Origin of the sequence: Treponema pallidum subsp. pallidum str. Nichols (assembly GCF_000410535.2) — a bacterium.
Classification (GTDB): Bacteria; Spirochaetota; Spirochaetia; order Treponematales; family Treponemataceae; genus Treponema; species Treponema pallidum.
Genome location: NC_021490.2, coordinates 926,547 through 946,447 on the forward strand (window position 1 = coordinate 926,547; position 19,901 = coordinate 946,447).

10 protein-coding genes are annotated in these 19,901 nt (G+C 55.3%); 4 read left to right on the forward strand and 6 right to left on the reverse strand.

Features of this window, described 5'->3' with window-relative positions; all coding sequences use genetic code 11:
* Nucleotides 1-41: 41 nt before the first annotated feature.
* The gene (locus TPANIC_RS04225) at nt 42-4,643 is read right to left on the reverse strand and encodes a SpoIIE family protein phosphatase (RefSeq protein WP_010882298.1); all 4,602 of its coding nucleotides are present in this window, start codon (nt 4,641-4,643) and stop codon (nt 42-44) included.
* Nucleotides 4,640-8,023, reverse strand: coding sequence for a hypothetical protein (locus TPANIC_RS04230; protein ID WP_010882299.1), 3,384 nt, complete (start codon nt 8,021-8,023; stop codon nt 4,640-4,642). Before TPANIC_RS04230 ends, TPANIC_RS04225 begins: the two co-directional genes overlap by 4 nt.
* A gap of 155 nt (nt 8,024-8,178) precedes the next feature.
* Here TPANIC_RS04230 and TPANIC_RS04235 point away from each other — a divergent pair, with 155 nt between their 5' ends.
* From TPANIC_RS04235 to TPANIC_RS04245, 3 genes are all read left to right on the forward strand, one after another.
* Nucleotides 8,179-9,363, forward strand: coding sequence for a UPF0164 family protein (locus TPANIC_RS04235; protein ID WP_014342833.1), 1,185 nt, complete (start codon nt 8,179-8,181; stop codon nt 9,361-9,363).
* A 101-nt stretch (nt 9,364-9,464) separates the two neighbouring features.
* Nucleotides 9,465-10,691, forward strand: coding sequence for a UPF0164 family protein (locus tag TPANIC_RS04240; protein ID WP_010882302.1), 1,227 nt, complete (start codon nt 9,465-9,467; stop codon nt 10,689-10,691).
* Nucleotides 10,692-10,772: 81 nt separating this feature from the next.
* Complete coding sequence (locus TPANIC_RS04245) at nt 10,773-12,257, forward strand: UPF0164 family protein (protein WP_014342835.1); 1,485 nt, start codon at nt 10,773-10,775, stop codon at nt 12,255-12,257.
* A gap of 74 nt (nt 12,258-12,331) precedes the next feature.
* On the opposite strand, the gene glmS is transcribed toward TPANIC_RS04245, so the two are convergent.
* Nucleotides 12,332-14,239 carry a glutamine--fructose-6-phosphate transaminase (isomerizing) gene (gene glmS / locus TPANIC_RS04250; protein ID WP_010882305.1) on the reverse strand — a complete coding sequence of 636 codons (1,908 nt, stop codon included), beginning with the start codon at nt 14,237-14,239 and terminating at the stop codon, nt 12,332-12,334.
* A 236-nt stretch (nt 14,240-14,475) separates the two neighbouring features.
* Nucleotides 14,476-15,270: an FKBP-type peptidyl-prolyl cis-trans isomerase gene (locus TPANIC_RS04255; protein WP_010882306.1), complete on the reverse strand. Its 795-nt coding sequence runs from the start codon at nt 15,268-15,270 to the stop codon at nt 14,476-14,478.
* A gap of 134 nt (nt 15,271-15,404) precedes the next feature.
* Here TPANIC_RS04255 and TPANIC_RS04260 point away from each other — a divergent pair, with 134 nt between their 5' ends.
* Nucleotides 15,405-16,688, forward strand: a complete 1,284-nt coding sequence (locus TPANIC_RS04260) for a cysteine desulfurase family protein (RefSeq protein WP_010882307.1) — start codon at nt 15,405-15,407, stop codon at nt 16,686-16,688.
* A 58-nt stretch (nt 16,689-16,746) separates the two neighbouring features.
* Here TPANIC_RS04260 and TPANIC_RS04265 read toward each other — a convergent pair whose 3' ends face one another.
* Together TPANIC_RS04265 and TPANIC_RS04270 are read right to left on the reverse strand one after the other, a co-directional pair.
* Nucleotides 16,747-18,387 (reverse strand): peptidoglycan DD-metalloendopeptidase family protein, encoded by a 1,641-nt coding sequence (locus TPANIC_RS04265; RefSeq protein WP_010882308.1) that lies wholly within the window; start codon nt 18,385-18,387, stop codon nt 16,747-16,749.
* A gap of 33 nt (nt 18,388-18,420) precedes the next feature.
* Nucleotides 18,421-19,860: a UPF0164 family protein gene (locus tag TPANIC_RS04270; RefSeq protein ID WP_010882309.1), complete on the reverse strand. Its 1,440-nt coding sequence runs from the start codon at nt 19,858-19,860 to the stop codon at nt 18,421-18,423.
* Nucleotides 19,861-19,901 lie beyond the last annotated feature (41 nt).

Sequence of the window (19,901 nt, forward strand, 5' to 3'; positions counted from 1 at the left end):
CACAACCCACACACCATGCAATAACCTGCACAACAGCGGCACTATCTCTTTCTTATTCCCAAGATAGTGAGATCATCGTATTGGTCGTCTTCTTTAATGAACGTATAATACAGGTACTCTTCGTACTCGCTGTTTACCTCTTTGCGCGCACAGTACTCAGGGTACTGAACAAAATACCGTGCTAAAAACATATCCACTTTTTTATCCACCCTGATTTTATCAAGGTTGGTTGCCCGAGGGTGCTTATACATACGGAACACCTGCTCCACCGCCACAAGTGCGAGCACCGCTTCGTCTAGATTTCCTTCACAAGAGGAGAAATCAAATTCAAACTTTTCGCCTTCGACAGGGTTATGCCACTTTTGTAGGGAAAAACCTTTCCTCAGAAAGACTGATTCGATAATGCTGCTGACACGCTCAGCTCCCAGCTCCTCTCCGGCCTGACCTACCGTATGTGTCTCATGGGGCGCATCATGCGCAAGTCCCTGTTCCTGGCACAGTACCAGTTCAAACCGCTTGTTTCTAAAAAGACGCTTCGCCTCTTCTATGCCATCAGTATAGAGGAACAGGACATCACCTGTACGCAGGGTGAGGGTTTCCACACCAAACCCACCTTTCATATCAATCATAAAACTCGGGAATACCCCTGCAGCAGAAGTTTGCGCAAGCGTAATACGCTTCATTTTTCTTTGCTGCGCATCGTAAATATGAATTATATTATCCCCTGCATTGCAAAAGTGCACCGTACCGGACACTGTATTAAAGATACACAGGGTAAAGGCTGCAAATCTTCCTTTAAACCCGCGCGCCTCAATGAGATCATTAATGCGAGAGACAATGTCGCTTAGGTTGATACCATGACTTTGAATATTCCAATCTTTAAAGAAGTTCTGGAAGAGCGTTGCCACTTCAACCATGATAAGCGCTGCGGGAACTCCCTTTCCTGCAACGTCGCATTTTATGATGGCATAATGCTGATCATCTAACTTAATGTAATCAAAGTAGTCCCCAGAAACGCCGAGCGCGCCTTCGTAATACCCAAAGAACTCCACGTGATCATCGCACGTATACCCAGATGTAAGCTTTCTCCCTTCAGTGTTGGTATCAAGCGGGATGAACATCTTTTGAATTTCCTTTCCAACCGTCAAATCCTTTGAGGCAAGCGCCGCCTTGATCAACCCTTCTGTCATATCGTTGATAGTTCTTCCGAGGAGAGCGATTTCATCCTGCCCTTTGATGGCAATCAGTTTTCCTTCAAGTTCTTCCTTTTTTTCCGTGTCGCGAATCATCGCCACATGACTTGCCAGCCTGCGTATAGGCTTGATGATAATAGAGGCAAGAATCCACGCGCCAAAGACCCCACAGGCGAGTGCGATTAAAGAAACGTAAAATACCATTTTAATGAGATCGCGCTGTAAACCCTCAATGTGCTCGAGCAATTCCTGCGTAGAGACTTCTACAAACACAACGCCGTGCACAAAACTATCCGCGTGTCCGCGTTGGCGGTACAGGATGGGCTTATAGAAAAGGTAGGAGCTGTGACGCTTTGATAAATTATCAACCCGATATTCAGGGTAGGAGCCCACCGCGTTGTTTGAAAATGTAGAAAAAATTTCCAAAAGCCTTTGATCCATTTGCCGCGTAATGGACTGAATATCATCTCGGCGACGTACTGACCCCTGATCAGTGCGCAACGCAAGCGCAACTGCCTCCTGCGTCAGATCCGCAATACCCTTTGCTATCTTTTCTGCATCTTTCTTAACCTGTCTGTTCAAATCCTCCATTGCCGGCAAAATCTGCGCAATCCTTTTGTCAACAAAACGAGAATTGCCTTGCCGATATTCGGGCTCATTGAGCACCGTTTCAATATCGCTAAAATTCGTTGCCCACACAAAATCGATACCTTCTTCGTGAGGCTCTTCACTTTCTCCTGTGATAACCGCGTAACGCGCTTCGTGCAATGCCGTTGTTTGATTGGGCAAAAAGCCAAGCTCAAGCTTATTCTTCGCTGGAAGGTATACCTTTCCTGCCGCCACAAGACTTTCAAGCAACACTTGAACCCGAGAAAAAAGATTTTTAGCCAGCAAATCTTTTTGTGTTTTTGAAAACCGCACTCCAAGCGGCACGGACACAATAAAAATGACAGATATAACCAGCGTAAGTGCAAACAGGATGAACTTCACCCGCAATCCTGCACCGTGTGTTTTCAGTGCCATAGCCTTTCGTCTCTTCTCTGACGGCATAAGCTCTCCTATCATGAGCGCTTCCACTTGCTTTTTAAGTACAAACGCTTCTCCGACGATATCACCTATCCTGGTAAGTGACGCTGCAAACACCACACCCGCAAGAAAAAGCGCTATCAGCATGAACAGTGAAACAAAATTCACTCTCAATCCACCAGTGTGTGGGATACTCCACCGCACCTGATGCTCATAGTCGTACGCGCCGAATTTTACCGTTCCCATTTCAGAAACCGTCACTCTTGACTCTGCAAAATGCACCCCACGAGCAGGGTGCCATACCCCCACGTGGTAAGAACCTTTTTTTAAATTATCGATGTGTATGTCTGAAATAAGGTTGTCTGAACCAACGGCGAACTCCTGCGCATGCAATACCAAGTCATATGGAGCTTTGCGATCCCGATCGATGTATACCTGACTGACTGTCCCTTGCGCACGAAACCCATTACCAACAATCGACATCTGCAATGAACCGGCAGGATCTTTTTTCACATCCACATAGCGAATGGCGGTGTAGGGTACGAAATGCCGTAAGGCAAAAAAGACAACTGCGGGCTCGCTCACGTTTCCAGAGCGATCAAGGGCATATACGCTAAAGCGATAGATGCCGTTCTCCTTATTAGTGAACGATACGGACGACTGCCTGCTGCGCGTGCCGTGCACGTCCACAGGTATAGGAAAGGCGCGCACGCAGCGCTGCTGAAATTCTTCGAACGTTCGTACATCAGTATCCACACGCAGGGACGTTAGTGCTGAAAGCGGTGCCACCTGTTGTAAGCTCCAAAGGAAGCTGGTGTGATCGCGCTCCTCGTTTCCTTGCGCATCAGTACTGGGTTGATTCCAACTGAGTGTAAACGTGTTGCTCTTCAGCGCATGCGTGTTCTCCAGTAGAGGAGTTTGCAATTGTGGACGCGCAGCAGGCGTAGTACCCCGCGTGTATGAAAGGTACGCGGGAGCTGACTTATTGCCGGCGAAGTCCCACACCGTTACGGCCAAAAACCACGTGCCATCCTGCGTTGCCTCCAGTTCTATCTGAGGTTTGTCCGGAAAGTGTGCAACGTAATCAGGAGGAGCAGCAGGCTGCACGCCGCATTGCCACGCGTAGTTATACCCTGCAATGCCTGACGAATCCCGAGGAAATACAATGCGTACCCGCGCGCGCGTCCCCTTTCTTACCGCGTTTGGCGAAAAATTTTCTGCAATCAGGGTCGGTGGCTGTACACTCTGATCTGGACGCAAACGCATCACACGTGCACGCGCCCCTTCTCCCTCTTGCCAAAAAACCTCAAGGTGATTGTCAACGCGCACCGCATGCGGAAACAGCAAGGCATCCTCACTAGAACGTACGGCAGTAGTACTCCACGCGCCTTCCTTTTTCTGCGCGAGAAAAATGGTATTGAGCCCGGCTGACTCTCCTGCCCACACACAGAATGTGGTACCGTCGATATGCACAAAGTTGGGAGTGATGAGACGGTCAGAAGGTTCTGCCAGGCGGAGCGTAGTCCCGATTTTTCTCCCATAGCGATCGAGCTCGGCATAGCACATCTCGTATCGCGTCGACGTACGTTCAGAGCGCTCCCACGTAACTGCAAAACGATCATCTGAGAGACGATCCAAAAAGGGCCGCTGATTGTGATACTCATCAGGTTGTGTAACAGGCACAGGCGCAGACCACGTATTGCCCTGGTCAAAGCTAACGGTTGAATACAACTGATAGCTTGCTCTCTCACCCTCTTGGTGATGTGCCTGAAACACCACTATTTCTTGGGCCTGCGTTGAAACATGCGAAGGCAAAAAGAGTCTGCGGCTAAATTCGGTAGACAAAAACTCCTGAAAGGGAGTCCAACGCTCCCCATCTTCGGATCGGCAAAGCAAGATAGAAAAGTGATCCTCAGAACCGTGAGAGGCAAACAGCAGCAGCGAGTCATCTGAAGCAACACTCACATAGGGGGCGACAATATCGCTTCCCTGAGAACGCAATACAGTATGCGTAAATGATTTTCCAAAATCCGTAGTTTTAAAGACGGTGATGGTGTGTGCATCAAAAGCGGCAGCAACAAAAATCTCATTTTTTCTGTTAACAGCAACGGAGGCAAGAGAAGGAGAACGGTGGTTGTACAAAAGGGGTGGAGAAAATGTACGCACGGTATGCCACGTACTGCCATCGTAAAAAGACGCAGACAGTCGTATTTCTCCCGAGGTAGCATTTTTTGGCGTCACTTCCTGCCATACGACGGCAACGACATCGTGCGAATACGCAACTTTGACGAAAGCGGCACGCTCAGTGCTGAGTGCCCACGGATCTTCCCAGTAGAGCTTATCTTCCTGAGCAACAAGTGGCAAAGCACAGATAGAAAGTACGCAAAAGATAAGACGCGAAAAAAAGCACAGACGAGCATTCATAATTGTGCGTCAATCCTCTTTTTTAACTGCTGAATCTTTGCCGACTTCTTATTGCGATCTTTCTGTAACAGCTGCTCAACCACCGCGGAGGCGACGAGCTTATTTCCTTTTTGGAGTTCCTGCAAGGCGCGCTGATACTCTTTTTCGTCTTCGCTACTGAGTACGTTTACCGCACCGTCACCGGTGAGCGACTGGATACGATCTTTCAGCTGCGCAGCCGCATCGTTATCAGGATTCAGCTTAAGCGCCTCGTCTAACTGCTGAATTGCTACCTGATAGAGCGCCGCGTCTCTACGCTCAAAGATACGACGCGCAGCCAGCGTAAAATTCGACGATTGTGCAATGGCCTGCGGGTTTGGCGGCGGCAATCGAACCCCCAGGTAGATTTCCACTTCCTGCTTCAGCTTTTCGATACCAGAGAAGCGTGCATCGATTGCGTACAAATCTAGGAGCAAACTGTAGGCCTTTTTTGATTCGGTTTTGTACGTTCCTCTGATGGTATCGAGCTTTTTTGCAAACTGCTGCCGGAAGGAGCGGGGATCGAGCAGTTGGTCTATTCTCAGACTCAGCTGCCCTGCGCGCTCGTTCAACGGATAGACAAGCAGTACTTTGTGTATATTCTCTCGCGAGGTGGCGAGTAACCGTTCCATCTCTTGGCGCTGCGACGCGTTCAAATATGCCGCGTGCAAGTACAGCTGCTCTGCATGGTGTAACAACTGACTCATCTGCGGGTAAAGAGGTGCAAAGTCAGGAATTACCCGCCCGATTTTGAGCGCAACCGCCGTACTAATGACAGAAAGCCAATTTGTAATTTCCCCATTCTCGGTGACGTTTGTAACTGCCCAGCGATTTTTCGCACGAATGAGCAAACGCTCCGCATCGAGCACCTCTCCCTTGTAATATTTATCTTTTGCCTGTGCGATATACGCGCGCACGTCCTTTACAACCAGTTCATTTTCCCGTCTGTTAATTGAGGAATCAAGCGTGCTCAATCGCGTGTCAGTTTCGGTAGCGTAGCCGGTGTCGTACCGCAACGAGAGCGCCAAATCGGCCTTTTCTCGAGATAGCACCAGATTCTTACGGGCACCGCCAAAGTCATCTTGACCTAGACCTTCCACTGCCTGTCGGTAACGGTACTCTGCTTCTTGACGCGCCAGTCGTTCGTGAATAGCCCGTTGTTCTGCTGCCAAAAAAAGTGTCTGCACGCGTGCAGAGAACTGTTCAAACTGAGTGCGCAAATCACGCAGGGACTGCAGCCCATACGCATAGCCACGCTCAGACAGGAACTCTTCTTCGCCAGAAAAAAAAGAAAGCAACCGATCAAGTGCCTCCATATCCTTACTCACCTGCTGAGGACCCGTTTCAGACACAAAGCTCAACGCGCGTACCCTGCGCTCGTCTTTCGCGTCAAAGCGCAATGCTTCCTCGGCACTGGTAAGCTGCTGCGCATACTCAGCGAGCGCAGAAACGCCTGAGTGCTGATGAAACGCCATATGTGCGGTATAGCGGTTGCGTTTGAGCGCCGTGAAGCGGCGCAACAGCTCACTTTGGATGGCATGCAGCTGTGCACGCGCCGCACGCACCGCCATTTCGGAGGGGGAAGACGACGCGTCAGCCTCCTCCGACGCACCCGCTTTTTGGGCTACTGCCTTTTGCGCAGTATCAGGGGCAGCGCTCTGTTTTGCCCCTCCCTTATCAGCCTGGCTGGGCACTGGAGTATCCCCTGCACCCCCCGGTGACGGGGTGCTTGCCGTATCTGCAGGCGGGGAAAGAGACTCGGTTTCTGCAAGGGCACGACGCAAAAACTCCTGGTGGTGTGCAAGTTCGCTCAGATCCCGCGCGAACGCTTCATTCTGGGAAAGGTCCTGACGCCGCAATGCAGCCGAAACAGGCACGGTGGGGGCGCGCTGGAAGGCGAGCAGTGCATGGTAAAAGTCGTACGCGTGTTTTGTGGCGCGCAACGCGTCGGCGTGCGCACTGAGCGCTACAATCTGCGCGCCAAAGGTCTCATAATCGCGGGGAAATCTGCCATGCTGGGCACCGAGCGGGGCGCACGCTGCCCACAGTCTTGCAAGCGCACCCAATGCGTCATCCGCCTGGCGGAGCAGCGGCTCTACTGGCGCAGGCAACGCTCCCCACGCGCCGCGAGAGCCGACTCCCGCACTGAGAGGAGCGCCAGGAATGAGCGATCCTGCAGGTCCTGCACCGACTGCTGCCCATGCGCCTGCACTTGCCAGTGCAGTGTCGGTGGGTGCGGGAATGTTTCTGCCTGAGTGCGGAGGATGTGCAAACGTAAACTGTGCGCGCGCCTGGTCGTGGAGCGCCGCTACATGTGCGCGACCTGCTTCAAAAAGATCTACAAAAGCGTCAAAGGCAGGAGCCTGGAGCGCGCCGAGAATACCTTCGAACTCAAGTTTACTGCGCCCGAGCGTAATTTTGCGTGCAACGGCCAAGAAGGCCTCTTGTGTCTCGTTATTTTTCTGCGCGCGTGTGGATAGCTGTTCAAAAACAACACCGGTGTGCTCTATGTCGCGAGAAAACTTTAAAAGCGCTCCAAGCGCTTGGACCAGGGAAGTGAGCGCGGCGCTTTCCTCAGTGGTTTTAGAAAAGTCCTGCAAAATCCTTAATTCTGCCTCCACCGTTAAGGAGTGAGGATACGCTGCACTCGGTGCGCGGGCACCGGGTGCAGCAGGCGCAGCGGGGGCGGCAGAGTACGCGTCGCGCGCGCGCGCAGCCTCATGGGCGCTGGCAGCATACGTCCTTTTCTGCGTGTTCTGATACTGAGCCCGTGCAGCGGCGACCGCTTCTAGGAGGGGCTTTGCGCGGGAAACATGCGCATGTGCGTGCTCGACGCGAGCACGCACCTCCTTTTTCCCCGGACTTGACGGGTCGGCAAGGTACTCATCGTAGTAGAGCTCGTAGCCGCTTCGGTACAGGAGCGCGGCCTTCAGGTATTCCTGGCGAGCCATGAGGATGCGCGCCCGCTCCATGAGGTGAAAGAAACGGGCAGCGTACACTGCGTACGTAGAAGAATTGCGCAGTCGATTGAGAAACTCGTGTATTTCTTTGCTCTCTGGACCGGCGAGCTTTTCTAACGTTTCGATGAGCTGCAGGTGCTTAGCGTGGTTTTTAGGTTCTTCAAGGAGCGTGGAGAACAGCTGGTGCATGGTTTTGCGGTAGAGGTCATGGCGATCCAGGATGCGATCCGCACGGAAAAGGCCGGCATCAAACTCTGCAAGGTCCTGCTCGGTACTCTCTATCACCTCGCCCAGTTGCGGCGGCGTCCAGTCCTTGCTACCCCGCGCACAAAGCGGCGCACTCGGCAAGAAGAGAAAAAGAAGCACAGGCACGCACGGAGCAGAGCGTTGATGGATTCTCACGGCAGGCGCGTCTCCTTGTAGACAAAGTATTGAGCTGACAGAGCACGGTTAAGATATTCTCGGCAAAAAGTGTGAGACTGTAGGGGACGAGCGCTCAATCAGGGGGCTGCGGGGGAGCGCTTGCGCGGACGCCGCAGATACCATATCATGGGCAGATGGTACATTACAAATCTGTTTTTTATAAGAGCGCAGCGCTCGTCTGTGGTTTCGTGCTCGCGGGAGCCAGCGTGGCGATTGCCTCTTCAGAAGCTGCGGCGAAGACTCGCTCAAAGATGAGTGAGTTTAAGAGGCGCGCAGTTTCCTCCCCTTCCGGAGGGCGTCTGAGTGTTCTGGACGGTTCGTTCACCGCATTGGCAAACGATGCCAGCTTCTTTGAGGCGAACCCAGCAGGGAGTGCGAACATGACGCACAGTGAGCTAACCTTTGCCCACACCGTCGGATTTAACAATTCGCATGCCGAAACGCTTTCCTACGTTGGCCAGTCGGGCAACTGGGGATACGGCGCGTCGATGCGTATGTTTTTCCCCGAATCCGGGTTTAACTTTTCTCCCTCCACGGGGCCCGTGTGCACGCCTGCCTCCAACCCAATTAAAAAACTGGGGGGCTTGGGGATTGTGAACTTCTCCCGTCGGTTTGGGGGACTTTCCATAGGGGCTAACCTGAAGGCGGGGTTCCGCGACGCGCAGGGCCTAACGCACCTGTCGCTGGGTACCGACGTGGGTCTGCAATGGGTGGGGAACGTTGCTAAGTTCTTTAGCTCTGCAGAACCCAACATGTACGTCGGTCTTTCCGCTACTAACCTAGGGTTCACCGTTAAACTGCCGGGGTCGCCGTTTGTCCTGTGCAGAGCGACGGGTGAGCAGTGCTGCAAGACGTGCTCGGGCCGCTGCACGGGCGTTGGGACCTGCTGTAACGGCGAGAAGCCGTGCTGCAAGGACTGCGACTGTAACTGTCCCTGCCAGGACGAAGCAACGCCGGGCTCACCGCACGCGACAGACACCATGCTGCGCGCAGGGTTTGCGTACCGGCCGCTCAGTTGGTTCCTCTTTAGCGTGGGTGTGGCCACCCGCGTGAACGTAAGCAACCTGCAGGTGGACCACCTCTGGAAGCGCTCTTCCTATGCGCTTGGGATGATATTAGACCCGGTTCGCTTCCTCACCTTGCTTTCGGGAGTCGCCGTGAACGCAAATGGAAAGGTGCGCGCAGGCGTGGGCGCCGAAATACGCGTCGCGTGCTTCCAGGTGAGTGCGTCGTACCGCTACGACTCCACAGGCGATGAGCAACAGGGCACGCCGCACAACATGTCGCTCGGTGCCTCTATCCTGCTCGGACGCAAGTAAAGCGCGCGGCGCCAGCGCTGCGTGATTGCCAAAGGCGGCTGCCCAGGGGCGCCGCCTTTCTTTTCTCCGCGCGTGCGACGGGGTTTTCTGGGTGAGCGGCGGTGCTCCGCTTGCCAACTGCGCGCGCGTGCATTACAATGGGCACCATGATCAGACATACATTTACGCATAGGTGCGGAGCGCTCCTGTGCGCGCTGGCGTTGGGAAGCTCCACTATGGCTGCGACCGCCGCTGCAAAACCCAAGAAAGGGCAAATGCAGAAATTGCGGCAGCGGCCGGTGTGGGCGCCCACCGGCGGGCGGTATGCGTCTTTGGACGGTGCGTTTACCGCGCTGGCAAATGATGCAAGTTTCTTTGAGGCAAATCCGGCAGGAAGTGCGAACATGACGCACGGGGAGCTGGCTTTCTTCCATACCACTGGCTTTGGCTCGTTTCACGCCGAAACGCTCTCTTACGTTGGCCAGTCGGGCAACTGGGGATACGGCGCGTCGATGCGTATGTTTTTCCCTGAATCTGGGTTTGACTTTTCTACCACCACGGAGCCCGTGTGCACACCTGCTTCGAACCCCATTAAGCAGCGCGGGGCAATTGGAATCATCAACTTTGCCCGGCGTATCGGAGGTCTCTCCCTGGGAGCCAACCTGAAGGCGGGGTTCCGCGACGCGCAGGGCCTGCAGCACACCTCTGTCTCCAGTGACATCGGCTTGCAGTGGGTGGGGAACGTTGCCAAGTCCTTTACCTCTGAAGAGCCCAACCTGTACATCGGGCTTGCGGCCACCAACTTGGGATTGACCGTAAAGGTCTCGGACAAGATAGAGAACTGCACGAGTACCTGTGAAAAGTGTGGTTGCTGCAAGGAGAGGTGCTGCTGCAACGGCAAGAAGGCGTGCTGCAAGGACTGCGACTGTAACTGCCCCTGTCAGGACTGCAACGACAAAGGTACGGTGCACGCAACAGACACCATGCTGCGTGCAGGGTTTGCATACCGGCCCTTCAGCTGGTTCCTCTTTAGCCTTGGTGCCACCACCAGCATGAATGTGCAGACCTTGGCTAGTAGTGACGCCAAGTCGCTGTACCAGAACCTGGCTTACAGCATAGGCGCCATGTTTGATCCCTTCAGCTTCCTGAGCTTGAGTTCGAGCTTCCGCATCAACCACAAGGCTAACATGCGAGTGGGAGTGGGTGCAGAGGCGCGCATTGCCCGCATTAAGCTGAACGCGGGATACCGCTGTGACGTCAGCGACATCAGCAGTGGGAGTGGGTGCACAGGCGCGAAGGCTTCGCACTACCTTTCCTTGGGTGGCGCGATACTGCTCGGCCGAAATTAATTCATAATATGCCGGGGCGCCCGCCGGTGCCCTGCTGAAGAATGCGGAGCGGCAAGACGTGGAGGGGGTTTTGCCGCTTTTTTGGTGCGGCGGCCGTGTGTGTCGGCTGCGCCAGTACGCGTAGGAGGACGATTGGTGTTCGGTTTTGCACGCGTCGGTTCGCGCGGGCTCTGCTTGGGGGCCCTCCTGCTCTCCCCTCGCATCGTGTTGGCACAGCACGTTGCTGACGCTCCTTTGGGCGCACGCGGGGTTGTTCCGCGCAGCTCCTTGCCTCGGCGCACGCGGGCGGCCCGGGCTACGACGCTGCGATCTCGGGGCGGCGTGGTCAGTTCCCGCGCGAGCGGGGGAACGCTCGTGGTCACCGCGCAGAAACCGAAGGTCATGGCACGAAATGACGTGGACTACCGTCCGCTCTCCCTGCAGGCCGGCGGCAGACAAGGCTCGTTGGACCTTGTTGCCACCGCAACGGCGGATGACGCCAGCTTCTTTGAAGCGAACGCCGCAGGAAGCGCCACCATACCGCGCATGACGCTCGCCTTTTTTCACACCATGCGCATTTCCGACTCCCACATAGACGTACTTTCCTTTGTCGGGCGGGCGGGGCGCACCGGCTACGGCGTTTCGGCACGCGCCTTTTACCCAGACATGTCCAGCAAAACCACCGGCTTCGTGGGAATTTTTAACGTATCGCACGCTTTCTCTTCCGCCTATCGCTTTAAGGGCGTGAGCGTGGGCGCAAACCTTAAGGTGGGGTATCGCCACACCCGGGGGGGGGGTAGCAGCCAGTCAAAGAGCTCCAACGGGAAGGAGAACCACCACATAGTCCTGACCGCGGACGTAGGGGTGCGCGGTGCGTGGACGGTGTCTAAAAACTTTGGTGCGCATGAGCCAAACCTGTGGGCAGGAGTAGCATTCCGCAACATTGGCGCGTCAATCAACGCCACAAACCTTCACGGAAATAACGGCGCCGGAGGCAGCGGCGGCGGTGGAGGGGGCAATGGCGACGGGAAACCTGCCCACGTCACGGACTCCCGCGTTATCCTTGCGCTTGCGTACCAGCCGGTGCGGTATTTTCTTTTTGGCGCCGGGCTTGAGTGGCTCTACAATGTGGGGTCTATCAAAGCCGTCAATTCGCTCCGGTATGGGGCGGCGTTCATGCTTTTTCCGCTCAGGCAATTGGCATTCAGCTCGAGCGTGGTTATGAAGGGGATGGGTCCACAGCAGGTCCGCGCGAGCGCAGGGGCAGAAGTGCAGTTTTCTCACGTGCGGTGCACCGCCTCGTATTCGTATCTTTGGAGTGCGACACCCACACGGCCCCACTACGTTTCAATTGGGGTAGCCGGTTTTCTCAAACCGGTTCCCGAACAACCCCTGTGGCAAGAGGTGTACCGCTCCTATTTGCGCGGGCTGCGCCACTACCACGCGCAGCGCTACGCAGAGGCCATCGCCGAGTGGAAGCGCACGCTGCAGCAGGGCGTCAGTTTTGAGCCTGCGCGGGAAGGCATCGAGCGCGCCACCAAGCTTTTGCAGCTGAACCAAAAGGTTCACGATTTTAACATTTTCTAGCCGCGCCGCCGCGGCATCATCTGCTCCGTCCTGTGCCACGCTGCCGGCACCGGCGGAAAGTGGGGGCGGACCCCTTACTCGACCGTCACCGATTTTGCCAGGTTCCGCGGCTGGTCAATGTCAGTCCCCTTGAGCAGGGCAATGTGGTATGCCAACAGCTGCAGCGGTACGGCGTAAAAAATCGGCGCGGTAAGGGGAGATACCGAAGGTACGGTGACTATCTGACTGCACGCCCCTTCCGGCGCGTCCGCCTCGGGCGTGCATACCGGGCCAAAACGCTCCGGCACGTCCGTAAAGATGTAGAGCATCCCGCCGCGCGCGCGAACTTCCTCGATGTTTGAGGCCATTTTTTCAAACAGGACGCCAGGTGACGCCGGCGCGATTGCAACCACCGGCATCTGCGCGTCCACTAATGCAAGGGGCCCATGCTTTAGCTCCCCCGCTGCGTATGCTTCGGCATGGATGTACGAAATTTCTTTCAGCTTGAGCGCCGATTCAATTGCAATCGGATACAATTCCCCACGCCCCAAAAAGAGCGCATGCTGCGCATGCACAAAATGCCGCGCGCACCGCGCAACGTCTGCCTCACACTCAAGCACGTGCTCCACATCCTGAGGCAGTCGCTGGAGCGCCGCAGAGAGCGCGTCCTCGGGCTCCTGCGTGAGTATCTTTTTTGCCTGCGCAATCATGCGGGTGAGCACGAGCAAGCACACCAGCTGGGTGGTAAAAGACTTCGTTGAAGCAACCCCTATTTCTGACCCCGCGTGGGTGAGCAGCACTGCGTCCGACTCACGCACCAACGTGGAACGTGCCCCGTTGCAAATGGCAATCGCACAGAGATACCCTTGCGTTTTTGCCAGGCGCAGTGCGGCAATGGTGTCAGCCGTTTCTCCCGACTGAGAAATCGTCAGTACTATTTCACGCGCGTGCACGACGCTCGTGCGATAGCGGTACTCTGAGGCAATCTCCACCTGACATCCCACCCCTGCAAATGCCTCAAACCAGTAACGCGCCACTAACCCTGCATGGTACGAGGTACCACACGCGATAATGCGCACCCGTGTTATCCGTCTAAACAGCCGCTCAAACGTCTTACACGAGGTACCGTCCAAGACCCGGTCCTCCCCGAACGTCCGCACCTGTGCGCGAGAAGACGAAGAAAACGACATATAGGCATTCAGCGTATGCCGTATAGCGTGTGGCTGCTGCCATATTTCTTGATGCATATGGTGACGGTGCGTACCCTTATCCTGCGTACAAAGCTGCATCTGATACGTAACAACAGGACGCGCCACAACGTTTCCCTGCGCGTCGTGGACGCACACGCTATCTCGGTGGACGTCTGCGATGTCTCCTTCCTCAAGATACAAAAAACGCTGCGTAACATGCGCAAGCGCAAGCGGGTCTGACGTAACAAAATTTTCCCCACAGCCGAGTCCTACCGCCAACGGACTGCCAGAACGCGCAGCAATCAACCGCCCAGGAGATGCAGCGTCCATGCAAAGTAACCCGTAGGTACCCCGAACCTGCGTCAACACTTTTTTTACCGCAAGCAGGAGGTGCGCCGTGTACCGCAACTCCCAGTGCAAAAGATGCGCGAGCACCTCGCTATCAGTTTGTGAATGAAAAAAATAGCCACGGGTCACTAGCATTTCACGCAAAGACCGATGGTTTTCAACAATACCGTTGTGAACTATCGCAACGGATTCAGAACAATGCGGATGCGCATTCGCTGCACACGGCTTGCCGTGCGTTGCCCACCGGGTGTGCGCAATGCCCATGGTCCCGCAAAGAGGACTCTGACCTAATAGCGCGCAGAGCGACTGAACACGACCCTCACAGCGTAAAAGGCGGAGCGCACAGTCCGAGCCAACGACAGCGATCCCTGCAGAATCATACCCGCGGTATTCAAGACGACGCAGCCCCTCAAGCAAGAGACCTGAGACATCACGCCCCGCCACCATCCCAACGATTCCACACATAGACGCCTTTTCAGTGCAAAAGCACACGGGAGAACGTTAAACTCAAACCCACAGAACACACGCACGCGTAGGAACCATTCTGACTCAACCAAGCCACGAGCCGCCTCGCAGGCTACGGTCCAGCGCACCAACAGGGAGACTCACCACCTCCCCCAAGGGGAGACCCGACGAACGAGCAAGGTAACCCACAGGTCACAGGCGATCCCATGCCCATCCGTTGCCTTGCTGCACATCGCTCACTTTTTCGAAGCTGAATCTGGGAGTATTTCCTGTAACTCTATCTCAAAAACTAGGAGCGCACCTGGAGGGATAACCCCCTCGATACCACGCTCCCCATACCCCAAGGAAGAAGGCACATAAAACCGATAGGTAGAACCCACCGGCATCAGCTTTAAGCCCTCAGATACCCCAGGCACCATACCATCCACCGGAAACTCCGCAGGCTTATCTCGAGAGGCATCAAACACCGTTCCATCAAGCAGCGTCCCCTTGTACTGAGTGCGCACCCTCTGACCGCCCTGCGGCTTTGGACCATCTGCAGCCTTTACCACCTCGTACTGCAACCCAGAGGAAGTTACCTGCACACCTGGCTTCTTCGCATTCTCTTCAAGAAAGGCCTTTGCCTCCTGCGAATTCTTCTCTACCTCTTTTTGCCGATATGCCTCGAACGCACGCTGTAGCACGTCCTGCGCATCCGCAAGTGCCTGCTTATCCTTGTCTGCACTGACTGTCTTCTTTAGACCCTTCCACACCTGACCCAGGTCAACGTCTAACTTCGAATCCTGCAGCGTCACCCCCATGAGAACCCCAAAGGCATACCCCACACTCTTCTTTGAAAGCGGCGTCTTCTGCCGCTCCTGCTCCTGCACCTTTCGCGGATCGAGCTGATCAGCAGTCAGCGCCTTCTTATCCGCAGCCTCCCCGGCAGAGGACACCCCCTCAGCACCCTTCCGACAGGAAAAAATACTCATACCCGCAAGGAGCAGAAGCGCGAAAGAACACACCCCTGCAGCTTCTTTTTTCAAAATCACCGCTCCTTTTGCGCGCTCATCCGCGCCGCCCCGAGGCGACCAGCCTACCCCATCCGTACTTCACACGTCAAGGAGATAGCTAATGCCCCGATCCTTCCTTGAGCCACACCCACTTTTCAGGCATCGTACGCACCATGAACCTCTATTTGGATTGGGCTGCAGCTGCTATACCCGAAACCCGGCTTATCCTACGCGAAACGCAACAGGCCTGTACTCTCTTTGCCAACCCTTCTGCTGTGCATTGCTTGGGAAACGATGCGCGCGATGCGCTCGAACGAGCACGACACACGTGTGCCCAGAGCTTAGGCATCAATCCAGAACGCCTTATATTCACTTCAGGCGGGAGCGAAGCAAATCAACTTGCCCTCCTTTCTGTCCTTACTCGTCTTCCTCACGCAGAAATCAGCGTCAGTATGCTAGAGCACGCGTCGGTCACTGCACTTTTGCCCCGGCTTGAGCGGTTGCAGGTATCCGTACGCCACATCCCCGTCAATGCCCGCGGTTTCATTACCCCTGAGGCTGTACGTGCAACGCTCAGTCCCCGTACCACGCTAGTGTGCGTGAGCGCCGTACATAGTGAAACCGGCGCCATCCAGCCGCTCCCTGCTATTGCGCACGTGCTTGCACATACAGGCACACGCGGACGCTCTATCCAGCTCCACGTAGACGCCGCACAGGCCTTTGGGAAAATACCGCTCAATCTGTATATGGACCTTCCGCGCATAGAGGAACATGCACAGGAAAACAACGCGCCACAGACACCACCGGGCTACCCCGCACCCACTGCACAACGCGCGCTTACCTACTCGGTAGCAATCAGTGGCCACAAAATAGGCGCACCACGGGGTATTGGGCTACTGTGCGCACACCGTTCATTTACCCCCTTTGTCCTGGGAGGCGGACAGGAAAAAGAGCGCCGCCCGGGAACTGAGAACCTTGCAGGTGCGCTCGCGCTCGCCGCTTGCGTGCGCGAAGGCGCCTTCTTCCGTACTCTACATACCACTCCGGAAGGCCCTACACCGCATACGAAGCCCACAGCTCCTGCAGGGTTACGCAGTGTCCGAGCGCGTACGTGCGCCTTTGTGCGTGCACTCAGCGATTTACCGCGGGTGCAACTAGTCCCTGCAACGCGCAAAGAAGACGAAGCGCACTTCTCTCCCTACATCGTCTGCTGTGCGGTACAAGACGCCAGCGGCGAGGCATTAGTACGTGCATTCTCAGACGCAGGTGTGTGCATCTCCACCGGTTCTGCCTGCTCGACAAAGAAAGGTGGCGTTTCAACACGCCTTCTGCGTGCACTCGGGGTAGAATCCCGCGCAACGCGCGGCGTGCTGCGTTTCTCTTTTGGTCCACACACCACCGCCGAAGATCTCGATCGGGTCTTAACGCTTTTCCGTACCCTGCTGCAAAAACTATGACCGCTCCACACAGAAAGGGTACACGCACAGGAAGCACTCAAGCGCCGCACACAACCCCTTATTTTGTCAAAATTTTTAACGGATTTACCACCGACCCGTTCTTAAATACTGAAAAATGCAAATGCGGACCAGTTGCCCGACCGCTAGCCCCCACGCGCCCAATGGTCGTCCCCTGGACTACCCGCGCCCCACGCCCTACCATCACCGAACTTAAATGCCCATACATGGTTTGGTATCCACCGCCGTGCACGATGATCAGGTAATTCCCGTAAATTCTGCTATATCCAATTTCTGCCACTTTCCCATCGAGCGTTGCTTTCACCTGCGTCCCATAGGGTGCGGCTAGGTCAATCCCATTGTGAAAGCTCCTTTTGCCTGAAAAGGGATCTGAGCGGTACCCAAACCCAGAGGTGCGCCGCCCGCGAATTGGATACATGAATAACTCCCCCAACACCTTCCTCAAATCAAAAGCAGATAATTTTGCACCCGGAATAAACAAACGCTGTCCAACTGTTAATGCACGACTGACTAAATCATTCGCATCCAGCAACGTATTCAGGGGCAAACGAAAGAGACTGGCAATTGCACTAAGCGACTGCCCCTTTTGTACCGTGTGCATGAGTCCATCCATGGACGGAATAGTAATTTGATCCCCTACCGATAGTCTGCGCGCGTTTGAAATTCCGTTCACCGACAGCAGCGTCCCCATATGCTTGAGTCCTGCGCGCAGCGCAATGGCACTAATAGTATCTCCCTTACGTACGGTGTACGTGCGGTAGCTCACCGTCGCAAGCTGCGTATCCAACGCCTCTGCAAGCGCGGCAGCGTTCGCGCCGCCCTCGCGCGTTTCTACCTCCTCTGCACGAAAAACCCCACGACGCAGCGCATGCGCCAGCGTGCTGTCTGTTTCAAAACGCACCAGCGCAAGCCTTCTGCCACCGGTAACGTGCACCGCCCACGGGATACACAGCACCATGAGCACAAAGAGCAGCGCGCAAGCCAACGCCGCACACAACGGCACACAAGAAGCATCCTGCAAAGAACGTACAGGCACCGAAAAGGAAGGAAAAGAAAAACGAGGCACCGCGGTGCGCGCAAGCGGCGTGCGTGCACTCTTTTCTCTCCGGAAAAAACGCATCCCCCCTATACCCCGCCTGCGGCTCACCCGAACAGAACGGTTTGAAATACTGCTGAGCAACCCCGAAGCGTTGAGCGCCTGCGCACGTATCAAACGCGCTTCTGCACGTGTGCTCCATTTTGCGTAGCGCGCGCGTAAGCCCCGCCCTCCTCCGAGTCTCCCACTGACTCCGCTGCCTGACTCAGGAATATCGAGGGTATCAGGACTTTCATGAAACGAAATTATCTCTTCCTCAAGGGGAAAACGGGGAACAAGACGGTTACGCGTACGAGCGCGCGCACCCCCGCTATCGGAAAACGCACTACTTGAAAGAACTGCGCGGCGCACTTCTGCAGGGCTCGGACACACGCTGAACGGCTCACATCCCCGCGCATGATCCGGAACTAAGTCCGCACCCGTGTACGTAATCACGTCCATAACGGGCGGTATCGGAACATTTATTCCAGGCGTTGAGCATTTCGCCTGCAGCGCCACAGGCGGCGGAGTCCCCAGCAGCGTGCCACTTGTTTTTGAACCGCACGGCGCACGCCCCGTATAAAGAACACACCTCGCCGGGCGCAACCGCCGAGGGTGTCTTTCCCGATAAAGCAGAGTTCAGTGAAGAAAATGAAAATCGTAAACCTGCCGGTTTAATTGCAAAAGCTTCGTTGCACGCTCGATACCTTCTCGCGCCGGCTCAAAGCTACCGGCACGCTGCAGGGTGCGGCGCCATTCGGCAATCGCTTCCTCATAGTGCTGCGCATCATAGTGACGCAGCCCCCGCAGGTATGAAGTGTATACTTCCTTTTCCAAGTGCTTGCGTCGGTCTCGATTAAAAAATCCTGCAATTCCGCAGGAAATGACATGCTCATCCTTGTCTGACTCATAGGTGTATGTGAGATCCACACGCACCCACGTACTTTTGAATTCTACTCCTGCACTTGCACGGATATCTGAGGCGAGCCCGGTGAGAAACACATTTGAGCCAAACGCAACGTACTGCACCGGCAGGAGCAGGAACGCTACGCCGTATCTGAATCTATTGTTGTCTGCAAATTCTTGCACGTTGTACTTCCACTCAATCCCCGTGCCAAAGAGAAACCACCGTATCGGTTGATACGCACATGCGAGAATAAAACTCGAGTTTGTAGCGTGCACCGTCCTGCCGCCACTCATGCTAGAACCGCTGTTGGATGCGTCCACCTCAACTGAAAGTCCAACGTTTTTGACAGTACCGCCCACCCACAGATTCGGCTCATGGGAACCAAAATTCTTGGCCACCGACCACGTCCCCTGCAGACCGATGTCTGCGGTCACCACCACGTGCTTCTTACCCCCCTGGTTTTTTTTATTCCTCTCCCCGCCGGCTGAAGAATCGCGGTAGCCAACTTTCACGTTGGTTCCCACACTGATGCCTTTAAAACGATAGGCAGACAAAAAACGGTGCGCCACATTGAAAATGGCAACGCCGCCTACTGCCTTTCCCTCCATTGTCAGGTAGGGATACTGAACACTCGCAGAAAAACCGTAGCCGGTCCGTCCTATGCTGTGCACAAGTGCAATCGTATCTGTGTGCGATTGATTAACCCGGGCAAAGTGAAACCCTCCCACCAGGAGATAGGGGAACGCGGCACTCCCTGCTGCATTCGCCTCAAAAAAACTTGCATCGTCTGCTAAAGCGGTAAATGCCAAGCCGAGCATTTCATATCTGCCGCCTGTCCTCAGCGAGAGGGCACGACGGCCCACTCCCTTCTGCTTCTCGGATGTCTTTGCTGCCATTGCAACAACCGGCGTCACGGACGTTCCAGACACGGCACGCCGCACCCTGCGGTGCGCCGGCACTCGTGCGCGAACTTCCCCCAGAACTTCACCCCCTTGCGAAGACCACGCGCCCAAAGAAGCTGTCCGCGCAAAAAGCGGGGCAAGACACAAGGCAGACATCCCAATACGCATCCCCAGAACCCGAACTGATAGAAAGCTGCGCGCACCGCGCACCGCAGCACATCCGCACGCGCCACCGCTTGAACAAGCTCTTCTCCGCCTCATCCGTACCACTAGACTACCTCACCGCATCCGCTCCGTGCAACCCTTGCGCA